Source organism: Streptomyces sp. NPDC043176 (genome assembly GCF_056436715.1).
This window is the reverse complement of sequence record NZ_JBWKCA010000001.1, coordinates 513725-527388: the sequence shown is the minus strand read 5'-3', so window position 1 is coordinate 527388 and position 13664 is coordinate 513725. Positions and strand designations below refer to the sequence as shown.

10 protein-coding genes are annotated in these 13664 nt (G+C 73.7%); 8 read left to right on the top strand and 2 right to left on the bottom strand.

Translation table 11 applies throughout. The features are described from left to right. Positions 1 to 65 precede the first annotated feature (65 nt). The 5 genes from AC067A_RS02360 (at position 66) to AC067A_RS02340 (ending at position 5849) form a co-directional block, all read left to right on the top strand. Complete coding sequence (locus AC067A_RS02360) at positions 66 to 1697, top strand: sensor histidine kinase (RefSeq protein ID WP_478613345.1); 1632 nt, start codon at positions 66 to 68, stop codon at positions 1695 to 1697. After that, on the top strand, positions 1694 to 2389 hold the full coding sequence (locus AC067A_RS02355) for a response regulator (protein WP_478613342.1): 696 nt from the start codon (positions 1694 to 1696) through the stop codon (positions 2387 to 2389). The genes AC067A_RS02360 and AC067A_RS02355 overlap by 4 nt, the downstream gene beginning before the upstream one ends. A 145-nt stretch (positions 2390 to 2534) precedes the next feature. Further along, on the top strand, positions 2535 to 3143 hold the full coding sequence (locus tag AC067A_RS02350) for a helix-turn-helix transcriptional regulator (RefSeq protein WP_478613516.1): 609 nt from the start codon (positions 2535 to 2537) through the stop codon (positions 3141 to 3143). Positions 3144 to 3179: 36 nt separating this feature from the next. Further along, positions 3180 to 3920, top strand: a complete 741-nt coding sequence (locus AC067A_RS02345) for a tyrosine-protein phosphatase (RefSeq protein ID WP_478613339.1) — start codon at positions 3180 to 3182, stop codon at positions 3918 to 3920. Between the two features lie 219 nt (positions 3921 to 4139). After that, on the top strand, positions 4140 to 5849 hold the full coding sequence (locus tag AC067A_RS02340) for a serine/threonine-protein kinase (RefSeq protein ID WP_478613336.1): 1710 nt from the start codon (positions 4140 to 4142) through the stop codon (positions 5847 to 5849). A gap of 19 nt (positions 5850 to 5868) precedes the next feature. On the opposite strand, the gene AC067A_RS02335 is transcribed toward AC067A_RS02340, so the two are convergent. Further along, positions 5869 to 7023 carry a helix-turn-helix domain-containing protein gene (locus AC067A_RS02335; protein ID WP_478613334.1) on the bottom strand — a complete coding sequence of 385 codons (1155 nt, stop codon included), beginning with the start codon at positions 7021 to 7023 and terminating at the stop codon, positions 5869 to 5871. A 316-nt stretch (positions 7024 to 7339) separates the two neighbouring features. Then, positions 7340 to 8365: an ATP-dependent 6-phosphofructokinase gene (locus AC067A_RS02330; RefSeq protein WP_478613331.1), complete on the bottom strand. Its 1026-nt coding sequence runs from the start codon at positions 8363 to 8365 to the stop codon at positions 7340 to 7342. A 301-nt stretch (positions 8366 to 8666) separates the two neighbouring features. Here AC067A_RS02330 and pta point away from each other — a divergent pair, with 301 nt between their 5' ends. The 3 genes from pta (at position 8667) to pyk (ending at position 13643) form a co-directional block, all read left to right on the top strand. Beyond that, positions 8667 to 10757 carry a phosphate acetyltransferase gene (gene pta, locus AC067A_RS02325; protein ID WP_478613328.1) on the top strand — a complete coding sequence of 697 codons (2091 nt, stop codon included), beginning with the start codon at positions 8667 to 8669 and terminating at the stop codon, positions 10755 to 10757. Further along, on the top strand, positions 10754 to 12130 hold the full coding sequence (locus AC067A_RS02320; RefSeq protein ID WP_478613325.1) for an acetate kinase: 1377 nt from the start codon (positions 10754 to 10756) through the stop codon (positions 12128 to 12130). The genes pta and AC067A_RS02320 overlap by 4 nt, the downstream gene beginning before the upstream one ends. A gap of 82 nt (positions 12131 to 12212) precedes the next feature. Beyond that, complete coding sequence (pyk, locus tag AC067A_RS02315) at positions 12213 to 13643, top strand: pyruvate kinase (RefSeq protein WP_478613322.1); 1431 nt, start codon at positions 12213 to 12215, stop codon at positions 13641 to 13643. Positions 13644 to 13664 lie beyond the last annotated feature (21 nt).

Genomic DNA, 13664 nt, shown 5'->3' with positions numbered 1-13664 from the left:
GTGGGAAGGGAACGATTCGGGAACGCAATGCCCCGGCGCAAACGCCGCCGTGCACACTTACCCGCATGCGTCTCCCCCTCCCCCGCCCCCGCAGCCTGGCGGGCCAGCTGTTCGCGATGCAGGTCGTGCTCGTGGCCGTCGTCGTGGCGGGGTGCGCGTTCTTCGCGTACGTCACGGACCTCGCGCAGGCCGAGGAGACGGCGCGCCGCCAGTCCACGGCGACCGCGGCGGCCGTCGCGGACTCCCCCGCCGTGGCGGCCGCCGCCCGTTCGGCCGACCCGACGGCCGTCCTCCAGCCGTACGCGGAGTCGCTGCGCCGGCACGCGGACGTCGCCTTCGTGGTGATCATGGCGCCGGACGGCACCCGGTGGACGCATCCGGAGCCGGATCAGATCGGCCGGACGTACCTCGGCCACATCGAGGAGGCGCGGCAGGGCCGTCTCTACTCCGAGACCCATCTCGGAGTGCTCGGGCCTTCCGTGCGGACGGTCGCCCCGGTGTACGCCGACGGCCGGGTGGTCGCCCTGGTCAGCGCGGGCATCACCATCGAGAGGATCAGCGAGCAGGTGCGGGAGCAGGTGACCGCCCTGCTCGGCATGGCGGGTGCGGCGCTCGCGCTGGGCGGCGCGGGGACGTACGTGGTCAACGCGCGGCTGCGCCGCCACACGCACGGCATGAACGCGACGGAGCTGAGCCGGATGCACGACTACCACGAGGCCGCGCTGCACGCGGTCCACGAGGGGCTCGTCATGCTCGACGGCGGGCGCAGGATCGCCCTGATCAACGACGGGGCGCGGGAGCTGCTCGGTCTGGACGAGGGGGTCGTCGGCCGGCCGGCGGCCGAACTCGGCCTGCCCGCGTCCCTGACGGGGGCGCTGCTCTCCTCGGAGCCGCGCGTCGACGAGACGCACCTGACGGCCGACCGGGTGCTCGTGGTCAACACCCGTCCGGTGGTGGGCGGGGAGCGGCGCGGCACTGTCGTGACGCTCCGGGACCGCACCGAGCTCCAGTCCCTTTCCGGTGAGTTGGATTCCGAGCGGGGGTTCACCGAGGCACTCCGCTCGCAGGCCCACGAGGCGGCGAACCGGCTGCACACGGTCGTCTCGCTGATCGAGCTCGGCCGGGTGGCCGAGGCGGTGGAGTTCGCGACGGCCGAACTGGAACTCGCCCAGGCCCTGACCGACCGGGTCGTGGACGCGGTCGGGGAGCCGGTGCTCGCGGCCCTGCTGCTCGGGAAGGCGGCGCAGGCCAACGAGCGGGGCGTGGAGCTGGTCCTCACCGAGGACAGCCGCATCGACGACGGCCGGGTGCCGGCGGCGCTGCCCTCGCGGGACCTGGTGACGATCCTCGGCAACCTCATCGACAACGCGGTCGAGGCGGCGGGCGGCACCCCCCACGCGCGGGTGACGGTCACCGTCGCCGCCCGGGCCGGCGACGGCGAGCTCCTCCTCCGTGTCGGCGACAGCGGCCCCGGGGTCCGTCCCGCCGACCGCGACGCCGTCCTCGGCCGCGGCTGGTCCACCCGGGGCCCCGGCCGCGGTCTGGGCCTCGCCCTCGTCGGCCAGGCCGTCTCGCGCGCCGCCGGCACCCTGACCCTCGCGGACGCGGCGGCGGGCGGCGCCGAGTTCACCGTACGGCTGCCGCTGCCGGACGCTTCCGCGCCGGCGGGCGCCGCCCCCGTGGAGGTGACCGCGTGAGCACCGCTCCCCTCCGGGTCCTCGTCGTCGAGGACGATCCCGTCGCGGCGGACGCCCACGCGCTGTACGCGGGCCGCGTCGAGGGCTTCACCGTCGTCGGCGTGGCGCATTCGCGGGCCGCCGCCGTGCGGATCCTGGACCGGACGCCGGTCGACCTGATCCTCCTGGACCTGTACCTGCCCGACGGACACGGGCTCCAGCTGCTGCGGGCGCTGCGGGCGGCGGGGCACGCGGCCGACGTGATCGCCGTGACCTCGGCACGCGACCTGGCGATCGTCCGGGAGGGGGTGTCCCTGGGCGTCGTCCAGTACGTCCTGAAGCCGTTCGCCTTCGCGACCCTGCGGGACCGGCTCGCACGGTACGCCGAGTTCCGGGCCGCGGCCGGGGAGGCGTCCGGACAGGACGAGGTGGACCGGGCGCTCGCCGCGCTGCGGGCCCCGCAGCCCGCGACGCTCCCCAAGGGCCTCAGCGGGCCCACCCTGGAGTCGGTCACCCGCACCCTGCGGGACGCTCCGGCCGGGCTCACGGCCGCCGAGGCCGGGACGGCGGTCGGGATCTCCCGGATCACCGCGCGCCGCTACCTGGAGCACCTGGTGACCGAGGGCCGGGCCGTGCGGGCCCCGCAGTACGGGCAGATAGGGCGGCCGGAACTCCAGTACCGCTGGCTCGACGGGCGCAAGCGCGGTTACTGATCGGTTCCCACGTTCCTACGACCTCGCACGTTGGGCGAACGCACCGTATCCAGACGTCACCCTCCGCACCTACCGTGGCCGGGTGCACCAACCCTCCCCACCCTTCGACGCCCAGGCCGCCCGCCGGCTGCGCGAGGGCCTCGGCATGGCCCCGGGCCACGTCGCCTACGGCCTTCGCGCGCAGTACGGCCTCCTCGTCGCCCCCGAGACCGTCGCGGCCTGGGAGCGCGGCCGGGCCGTGCCCGACGAACAGGAGCTCACCGCCCTCGCGGGCGTCCTGTGGTGCTCCCCGGCCGAGCTGATCGCCACGGCCTCCACCCTCCGCGAGCACCGGATGGCGCGCGGGCTCTCCGCCGAGGAGCTGGCCCGCCTCGTGGGCGTGGCCGCCCACGTGTACCAGCGGATGGAGGACGAGGGCCGGTGGCGCGGCACCGAGCGCCAGACGGCGGCCCTCGCCGAGGTCCTCGGCCTGGGCCCGCGCGCCCTGATCACCGCGACCGGCGGCGACGAGCGTCTGGCCGAGCTGCTGCGGGACGCCGCCACCACCCGCTGGCAGGCCTATGTGAAACCCGCCGTGAAGATGCTGCCGCTGCCGAAGCGGAAACTGGAGTCCGCGCTCCAGCGGCTCCACACGGACTACCACTCCCGCATGGCCGCCACCAGCAGCTGGGGCGCCTCGGGTGCGACCGGCGACGAGGGCCGGGCGTACCTCGACGACATCACGGGCCACTTCTGGGCCACGGTGGGTCTCTAGGTCGAAAGGGCCCTGCCAGGCCATAGATTGGGGCCGGTGAGACGACACATAACCTTCGAACGACTCCACAACTTCCGTGACATGGGCGGCTATCGGACCGCCGACGGCGGGACCGTGCGGTGGGAGACCCTCTACCGCTCGGACTCCCTCGCGAAGCTCGCGGACGCCGAGCCGGCCGACCTGCAGCGCTTCCGGGCGCTGGCCGTCGGCACCGTGATCGACCTGCGCTATCCGTGGGAGATCGCCGCCAAGGGCCGGCTGCCCGAGACCGAGGACGTCGCCTGGCACAACCTCTCCATCGAGCACCGCCCGTACGACCAGGCGGAGATCGACCCGGACCTCGACCCGTGGCGCTACCTCGCCGACCGGTTCGCCGAGGTCGCCGAGGACGGGGCGGCGGAGCTGCGTACGGCCCTGGAGGTCATCGCCGACGCCGACGGGCCGCTGGTCTTCCACTGCGCCTCGGGCAAGGACCGGACGGGGCTGCTCGCCGCCGTCGTCCTCGGCCTCCTCGACGTCGCGGACGAGGACGTCCTCGCCGACTTCGCCCTCACCGAGCTGGCCACCGAGCGCCTCGTCGCCGACTGGCACGCCGCCCACCCGGGCCGCGAGCTGCGCTGGCCCGGCTACGGCCGGGCGCCCGCCGAGATCATCCGGCTCTTCCTCGCGGACCTGCGCGAGCGACACGGCTCGGTGTACGGCTACGTCACCGGCCACGTCGGGCTCGACCCGGCGGTGGTGGTGAAGCTCAGGTCCCGTCTGGTCGAGGGGCCGTAGGGGCCGTAGGGGCCGTCCGGACCTGCTCCGCGCCCGCCCGGGAGCTGGGCGGTTCGGATCGGGCCCGTGGCAGGCCCGGGAGCTGGGCGGTTCGGATCGGGCCCGTGGCCGCCCGGGGCCCCTCGGGTCAGTAGGATCTTGCCGCGTTCGCGGCGGCCGGCAGGGCCGGGCGGGCGGCGGGACGGACAGAGGGCGCCGCGGCGCCGTGGGGGGCTTGCGATGAAACCGCTCGACGCATCCGAGGTGACCCGGGTCGGCCCGTACCGGCTGCTCGCCGAACTCGGTCACGGCGGAATGGGCCGTGTGCTCCTGGGCGCGGCCCACGACGGCCGGCTGGCGGCCGTGAAGCTGGTGCACGCCCGGTTCGCCTCCGACGCCGACTTCAGGGCCCGCTTCCGGCGGGAGGTGGCCGCGTCCCGCCGGGTGTCCGGCGCGTACACGGCGGCCGTGATGGACGCCGGCGCGGAGGCCGAACTCCCCTGGCTCGCCTCGGTTTTCGTCACCGGGCCCTCGCTCGGGTCGGTGGTGCGGGAGGCCGGCCCGCTGCCCGAGACCGCCGTGCGCAGGCTCGCCCTCGGCCTGGCGACGGCGCTGGTCGAGATCCACCGGGTGGGGCTGATCCACCGCGACCTCAAGCCCGAGAACGTGCTGCTCGCCGAGGACGGGGTCCGGGTCATCGACTTCGGCATCGCGCGGGCGGCGCAGCAGGCGGGCGCGGAGCCGACCCGGCTGACGCAGACGGGCTGGGTCATCGGCTCGCCGCCGTTCATGTCGCCGGAGCAGGCCGAGAGCCGGGAACTCACTCCCGCCAGCGACGTGTTCTCGCTCGGTGCGATCCTCGTCCTGGCGCTGACCGGCGAGTGCCCGTTCGACGGCACCTCCACCTTCGCGATCCTCTCCAACGTGGTGCACGGGGTGCCCGACCTGGGCGGGGTGCCGGCGGGGCTGCGCGGGATCGTCGAGGCGTGCCTCGCGAAGGATCCGGCCGCCCGGCCCTCCCCGCCCCGGCTGATCGAGCTCCTCGGCCCGGTCCCCCCGGCCGCCCGGGTCTGGCCCCCGGCGGTGCACGCCATGGTCGCCGAACAGCAGGCCCGCATCGGCGCGTTGCTCGGCGAGGCGCCCGGCCGTGAGCCCACGGTCGCCGTCCCGCCGTCCCGTACGCGACCGCCGGCGCCGCCCTGCCACGCACCGGTGACGGTCCGGGACTCGACACCGGCGCCGATTCCCGAAGCCGCACCCGCGCCGGGCCTCGGTGCGGCACCCCTGCCGGAATCCGGAGCGGCTGTCGCTCCGGTCCCCGAAGCCACGCCCACGCCGGTCCCCGCCGCGACCGCCCAGGCGCCGGCCGGTGGGCCGGCGCCGGACGCCCCGCCGGCGAGGCCGCGGCGGCTCGGGGGGACGCTCGGGCTCGTCGCCGCCGGGCTGCTCACGGTGGCGGGGACGGGCGTCGGCGGGTACTTCCTGCTGAGGGCCGACGCCGACCCGTACCTCACGCTGCCCACCTGCGGGGAGTCGTCCTTCCGGCTCGACTCCTACGAGCGGGAGACGGACCGCGACTTCTCCGTCGTCCGCGCCGACGGCCCGGAGACCCGCTGCTTCTGGGCCGAGGGACCGAAGGACAAGCGCACCAGGAACGCCGAGATCTGGTGGAACCTGAAGCTCCCCACCGGCACGAGGGGCGAGGCGTCCGACCGCCAACGGGCCGAATTCGCCCAGCAGTCGGCCGGCGGCCGCCCCGCCGGCATCGCCTTCGGCGACGAGGCGTACTGGGCGAAGCCGTCGGCCTACGAGGACTGCTCCCTGCACGTCCGCGACGGCAACCTCGTCGTCCGCGCCTCGGTCTCGTTCGGCGACGGCGCCGACCCCGCGAAGGACTGCGAACCCGAGGCCACGAGGATCGCCGAGACCGCCCTCGCCTCCCTGCGCTGAGGGCGGGCCGCCGGACCGGTCAGTCGCGGCGGTCGAAGTCGAAGAGCTGGCCGGCGGCGTCGGGCGCGCAGGGGGCCTGGGCGAGCCGGGCCCAGGCGGCCGTGCGGTCGCCGGTGACGGTGACGCAGCTGTGCGGGGTCGCCGAGCCGACCGGGACGATCCGGTAGCCCTGGACAGGGGTGCCGTACGGTTCCAGGGCGAATTCCTCGACCCGGCTGGGGTCGCCGCACTCGGAGTCCTCGAAGGCGGCCGCGGGTATCCGGCCGCCGGAGGGTATGCCGGAGCAGCCGGGGCCGTAGTCGGGGTGGTCCGAGACGATCCTCCACCGGCCGCGGGCGGTCTCCGCCAGCGAGTACAGCGGCACGCCCGCCCCCGCGCACGGCACCTGGTGGATCCGGCCGGTCCGCGAGCCGCGCCGCTCGCCCAGGCAGTGGTCCGTGCCCACCACCCTGATGCGTACGTCCCCGACGGCCGGCGCGGTGACCGTACGCGGCGGGTGCCCGCCGTGCCCGTCCTTCAGCACGGCCACGACGCTCACCCCGGCGAGCACGAGACCGGTCAGCGCGACCGCCGCGACGACGGCCCTCCGTATCCGCGACCGCGGTCCGGCCTCGCCCCCCGCCGCCTCGGCCGACGCCTCCGTCGTCGCCGGTTCACCGGGCCAGACGGGCGTGACCGGGCCGGCCGGGTCGCCCAGGTCGGCCGGGTGTCCGGGATCGGCCGCGTCCCCCGGGTCGGCCGGATCGCCCGGATCGGCCGCGTCCCCCGGATCAGCCGGACCGTCGGACCCCGGGTCGGCCGAGTCGGCCGGGTCGGCCGGGTCGTCGGACCCCGTCGGGCCGGTCCCGTCGGGGCCGTCCGGCCCGGGGGGCGGCGGGTCGTACGTCCTTCGTCGCGCGAGTTCCGCCCGTACCGACCGCCAGGTCTCCCGTTCGTCCGGCGTGACGCCGCACGCGCGGACGAAGACGGCGAGGAGCTCGTCGCGGGGCAGGGTGGGGCGGGCGAGCATGTTGGCCATGGTGGAGCGGGGCAGGACGTCGCCGCGCTCCTCCGCGCGGGCGGACAGGTCGCGATAGGTCAGGCCGGACCAGTCCTTGAGCGCCTGGAGCCGCGCGAGGAACTCGGCGGGGTTCCGTGCCTCCCGCGGGTCAGGGGCCCGTTCCCCCGGTGTCATCCGCGTCTCCCCCCTTCCCCCGGACAGCGTTGGGACATGTCCGGGACAGGCCCCAAGCCTTGTTGATCTCGGGCCCGGACTCAAGAGTGGAACCCGGCAATTCCGCGGGCGCCGGCACCGGCGCCCCACACGGGCGAGTGGCCCCGACCGTCCACGGGGGGACGGTCGGGGCCACTCTCGGGTGCGCGGGTCCGGTGCGGATCCGGGTCGGGTCGAGCCGGGACGGAGATCCCTGCACGGATCCGGGACGGGTCGGGACGGAGGTCCCTGCACGGGGCGGTCGGCCGGGCTCGGCCATGGGCCGGCCGTGGGCCGGTCAGAAGACGGACTCGGCCTCGCGCATGCGGTCCGCGGGAACGGTCTTGAGCTGGGTGACGGCCTCGGCGAGGGGCACCATCTCGACGTTCGTGCCGCGCAGGGCCGTCATGCGGCCGAAGTCGCCGCGGTGCGCCGCCTCCACCGCGTGCCAGCCGAAGCGGGTGGCGAGCACCCGGTCGTACGCGGTCGGCGTGCCGCCGCGCTGGACGTGGCCGAGGATGACGGGGCGGGCCTCCTTGCCGAGGCGCCGCTCCAGCTCGACGGCGAGCTGGTTGCCGATGCCCTGGAAGCGCTCGTGACCGAACTGGTCGATCTCGCCCTTCTTGTAGTCCATGGAGCCCTCGATCGGGTGCGCGCCCTCGGCGACGCAGATGACGGCGAACTTCTTGCCGCGGGCGAAGCGCTCCTCGACCATCTTGACGAGGTCGTCGACCTCGAAGGGGCGCTCGGGCAGGCAGATGCCGTGGGCGCCGCCGGCCATGCCGGACTCCAGGGCGATCCAGCCGGCGTGGCGGCCCATCACCTCGACGACCATCACGCGCTGGTGGGACTCGGCGGTGGTCTTGAGGCGGTCCATCGCCTCGGTGGCGACGCCGACGGCGGTGTCGAAGCCGAAGGTGCGGTCCGTGGAGGAGATGTCGTTGTCGATCGTCTTCGGGACGCCGACGACGGGCATGCCGGCGTCGGCGAGCATCCGGGCGGCGGTCAGCGTGCCCTCGCCGCCGATCGGGATGAGGACGTCGATGCCGTACTGCCGGGCCAGGTCGGAGGCGGACTCGGCGGCCTCGCGCAGCCGGTTCCGCTCCAGCCGGGCGGAGCCGAGGATGGTGCCGCCGCGGGCCAGGATGCCGCTGACGGCGTTGAGGTCGAGGGGACGGTAGTGGCCGTCGAGGAGGCCCTTGAACCCGTCCTCGAAGCCGATGACTTCGTCGTCGTGGCCGGTCAGCGCCCGGTGCACGACCGACCGGATCACTGCGTTCAGGCCGGGGCAGTCGCCGCCTGCGGTGAGAACTCCGATGCGCATCGTGCTGTGTCTCCTGCTCGGTCGCGGTCCTTGGTGAGCCTCGGCAATTCTCACACGGCGGACCTGAGGGCCGTGCTCGTCGTCGCCGCGCGCGTCCCTCCCGGCGGCCCCGCGGAGGCCTTTCGTCCCAAGGTTCCGGGCCCTTCGCCCGGCGGGCGACTAAGCCATCCGCGGAGGTATTGTCAAGGGGGTAATGCCGCCCTAACGGGGCTTTCCGAGCACTGTCGATTGACCACGGGCCGCGGAGGTGCCGCGAGGCACCGCTCGGCCCTTTCCGCAGGACTGGACAGGAGACCACGGCGTGACGCGCAGCGTGTACGTGACCGGGATCGACCGCGGTGACGGCCGCCAGGTCGTCGAGCTGGGAGTCATGGAGCTCCTCACCCGCCAGGTGGACCGGGTGGGGGTGTTCCGGCCCCTGGTGCACGACGGCCCCGACCGGCTCTTCGACCTGCTGCGCACCCGCTACCGGCTCTCGCAGGACCCCTCGACGGTCTACGGCATGGACTACCACGAGGCCTCGGCGCTCCAGGCCGAGCAGGGCACCGACGCGCTGGTCTCCGAGCTGGTCGACCGGTTCCACGCCGTCGCCCGCGACTACGAGGTCGTCCTCGTCCTCGGCACCGACTTCGCCGCCACCCAGCTCCCCGACGAGCTCGCGCTCAACGCCCGTCTGGCCAACGAGTTCGGCGCCTCCGTCATCCCGGTGGTCGGCGGCAAGGGCCAGCCGTCGGAGTCCGTACGGGCCGAGGCGCGCAACGCCTTCCGGGCGTACGACGGACTCGGCTGCGACGTGCTCGCGATGGTGGTCAACCGGGTGGCGGTCGAGGACCTGGCGGCGCTGGAGCGGCTCGCGACCCGGGTCCCCGTGCCCTGCTACGTGCTGCCCGACGAGCCGGCGCTCGCCGCGCCCACCGTCGCCCAGATCGCCCACGCCCTCGGCGCGTCGGTCGTCCTCGGCGACGACGCGGGGCTGGCGCGCGACGCCCTGGACTTCGTCTTCGGCGGCGCCATGCTGCCGAACTTCCTGAACGCGCTGACGCCCGGCTGTCTCGTCGTCACCCCCGGGGACCGGGCGGACCTGGTCGTCGGCGCGCTCGCCGCGCACTCGGCCGGCACCCCGCCGATCGCGGGCGTGCTGCTCACCCTCGACGAGCGGCCCAGCCAGGAGATCCTGACGCTCGCGGCGCGCCTCGCGCCCGGCACGCCGGTCATCTCGGTGCCCGGCAACAGCTTCCCGACCGCGACCGAACTCTTCGCCCTGGAGGGCAAGCTGAACGCGGCCACCCCGCGCAAGGCGGAGACCGCCATCGGCCTCTTCGAGCGGCACGTGGACACCGCCGACCTCCTGAAGCGGATCTCGGTGGCCCGCAGCGGCCGGGTGACGCCGATGATGTTCGAGCACGAGCTGCTCGAACAGGCGCGGGCGGACCGGCGCCGGGTGGTGCTCCCCGAGGGCACCGAGGAGCGGGTGCTGCGCGCCGCGGACGTCCTGGTCCGCCGTGACGTGTGCGACCTGACGCTGCTGGGCGACGTGGAGACGATCCGCAAGAAGGCCGCCGACCTGAGCGTGGACCTGCGCGAGACGCAGTTGATCGACCCGCAGACCTCGGAGCTGCGCGACTCCTTCGCCGAGAAGTACGCGGCGCTGCGGGCCCACAAGGGCGTCACCGTCGAGCTCGCGTACGACGTCGTCTCGGACGTCAACTACTTCGGCACCCTGATGGTCCAGGAGGGGCTGGCCGACGGCATGGTCTCCGGTTCGGTGCACTCGACGGCGGCGACGATCCGGCCGGCCTTCGAGATCATCAAGACGAAGCCCGACGCCTCGATCGTCTCCTCGGTCTTCTTCATGTGCCTCGCCGACAAGGTCCTGGTGTACGGCGACTGCGCGGTCAACCCGGATCCGAACGCCGAGCAGCTGGCGGACATCGCGGCCCAGTCGGCGGCGACCGCGGCCCGCTTCGGGGTGGAGCCGCGGATCGCGATGCTCTCGTACTCGACGGGCACCTCCGGTTCGGGCGCGGACGTCGACAAGGTGCGGGAGGCGACCAAGCTGGTCCGCGAGGCCCATCCGGAGCTGCGGATCGAGGGCCCGATCCAGTACGACGCCGCCGTCGAGCCGTCGGTGGCGGCGACGAAGCTGCCGGACTCGGAGGTGGCCGGGCAGGCGTCCGTGCTGATCTTCCCGGACCTGAACACCGGCAACAACACCTACAAGGCCGTGCAGCGTTCGGCCGGCGCCGTGGCCGTCGGCCCGGTGCTCCAGGGCCTGCGCAAGCCCGTGAACGACCTCTCGCGGGGCGCGCTCGTCAGCGACATCGTCAACACGGTCGCCATCACGGCGATCCAGTCCCAGGTTCCCTTCCAGGGTCAGGAGCTCCCCGCATGACCGCCGCATCCGAGGCCCCCGTCCCCGCGACCGGGGCCCCCGTCCCCGCGACCGGGGCCCCCGTCCCCGCGACCGGGGCCCCCGTCCCCGCGACCGGGGCCCCCGTCCCCGCGTCCGAGGCCCCCGTGTCGGCGACCGGGACCGGTCCCGTGCCGACCCGCGTCCTCGTCCTCAACTCCGGTTCCTCGTCGCTGAAGTACCAGCTGCTCGACATGCGGGACGACAGCCGTCTGGCGCAAGGGCTCGTGGAGCGGATCGGCGAGGAGACGTCCCGGCTGGTCCACACCCCGCTGCAGGACGGCGGGGGCGCGAAGCGCGAGACGAACGGCCCGATCGCCGACCACGCGGCCGCGCTGAAGGCGGTCGCCGAGGAACTGTCGGCGGACGGGCTCGGCCTGGACTCCCCCGAACTGGCGGCGATCGGCCACCGGGTGGTGCACGGCGGGCTGCGGTTCACCCAGCCGACGGTGATCGACGACGAGGTGCTGGCGGAGATCGAGCGTCTGGTGCCGGTGGCGCCGCTGCACAACCCGGCGAACCTCATCGGCATCCGTACGGCGATGGCGCTCCGTCCCGACCTGCCGCAGGTGGCGGTCTTCGACACGGCGTTCCACACGACGATGCCGGAGGCCGCGGCCCGGTACGCGATCGACGTGGAGACCGCGGACGCGCACCGGATCCGGCGGTACGGCTTCCACGGCACGTCCCACGCGTACGTGTCGCGCGAGACGGCGAAGCTGCTCGGCAAGGCTCCGGAGGAGGTGAACGTGATCGTGCTGCACCTGGGGAACGGCGCGTCCGCCTCGGCGGTGGCGGGCGGCCGGTGCGTGGACACGTCGATGGGCCTGACGCCGCTGGAGGGCCTCGTCATGGGCACCCGCTCGGGCGACATCGACCCGGCGGTCACCTTCCACCTCAAGCGGGTGGCGGGCATGTCGGCGGACGAGATCGACGTGCTGCTGAACAAGAGGTCGGGCCTGGTGGGGCTCTGCGGCGACAACGACATGCGGGAGATCCGCCGCCGGATCGACGAGGGCGACGAGCGGGCGGCGCTCGCGTTCGACGTGTACATCCACCGTCTGAGGAAGTACATCGGCGCGTACTACGCGGTGCTCGGCCGGGTGGACGCGGTGGCGTTCACGGCGGGGGTCGGTGAGAACGCGGCCCCGGTGCGGGAGGCTGCGATCGCGGGTCTGGAGGAGCTCGGGCTCGCGGTGGACGCGGACCTCAACTCCGTACGTTCCGACGAGGCGCGGATCATCTCGCCGAACTACGCGCGGGTGGTCGTCGCCGTGGTTCCGACGGACGAGGAGCTGGAGATCGCGCGCCAGAGTCACGCGCTCGTTCTCGCCATCGGGAGCTCGAACGAGTGAACGCCTGAGCGGGCCCGCGCCCATTTGTACTTTCCGCCAGACGGAATATTCCGCAGTGAAACAAACCGATAGGATCCGCCTCATGCGCCGTTCCAAAATCGTCTGCACGCTGGGCCCCGCCGTCGACTCGTATGAGCAGCTGAAGGCTCTCATCGAGGCCGGCATGAACGTGGCCCGATTCAACTTCAGCCACGGATCCCAGGCAGAGCACCAGGAGCGGTACGACCGCGTCCGGCAGGTCTCCGCGGACACCGGGCGCGCCGTCGGCGTCCTCGCCGACCTCCAGGGACCGAAGATCCGCCTCGAGACCTTCGCCGAGGGACCCGTCGAGCTGGTGCGCGGTGACGAGTTCACCATCACCACCGAGGACGTCCCGGGCGACAAGTCGATCTGCGGCACCACCTACAAGGGCCTCCCGGGCGACGTCTCCAAGGGCGACCAGGTCCTGATCAACGACGGCAACGTCGAGCTGCGGGTCGTCGAGGTCGACGGCCCCCGCGTCAAGACCATCGTCGTCGAGGGCGGTGTCATCTCCGACCACAAGGGCATCAACCTGCCCGGCGCGGCGGTCAACGTCCCCGCGCTGTCCGAGAAGGACGTCGACGACCTCCGCTTCGCGCTCCGGATGGGCTGCGACATGGTCGCCCTGTCCTTCGTCCGCGACGCCGACGACGTCAAGGACGTCCACAAGGTGATGGACGAGGAGGGCCGCCGGGTCCCCGTCATCGCCAAGGTGGAGAAGCCGCAGGCCGTCGAGAACATGGCGGCCGTCGTCGCCGCCTTCGACGCGGTCATGGTGGCCCGTGGCGACCTCGCGGTGGAGTACCCGCTGGAGAAGGTCCCGATGGTGCAGAAGCGCCTCGTGGAGATGTGCCGCCGCAACGCCAAGCCGGTCATCGTCGCCACCCAGATGATGGAGTCGATGATCACCAACTCGCGGCCGACCCGCGCCGAGGCGAGCGACGTCGCCAACGCGATCCTGGACGGCGCCGACGCGGTCATGCTGTCGGCGGAGTCCTCCGTCGGCGCGTACCCGATCGAGACCGTGAAGACGATGTCGAAGATCGTCGCCGCGGCCGAGGAGGAGCTGCTCTCCAAGGGCCTCCAGCCCCTGGTCCCGGGCAAGAAGCCGCGCACGCAGGGCGGCTCCGTCGCCCGCGCGGCCTGCGAGATCGCGGACTTCCTGGACGGCAAGGCGCTGATCGCCTTCACCCAGTCCGGCGACACGGCCCGCCGTCTCTCCCGCTACCGCACGCAGCAGCCGATCCTCGCCTTCACCACGGACGAGGGCACCCGCAACCAGCTCACCCTGAGCTGGGGCGTGGAGTCCTTCCTCGTCCCGTTCGTGGAGACCACGGACGCCATGGTCGACATCGTGGACGCCGAGCTCCTCAAGCTCCAGCGCCACAACGCCGGTGACACCATGATCATCACCGCCGGCTCGCCCCCCGGCGTCCCCGGCACCACCAACATGGTGCGCGTCCACCACCTCGGCGGCACCGAGACCGCCTGAGACACGACGAAGCCCCCGTCC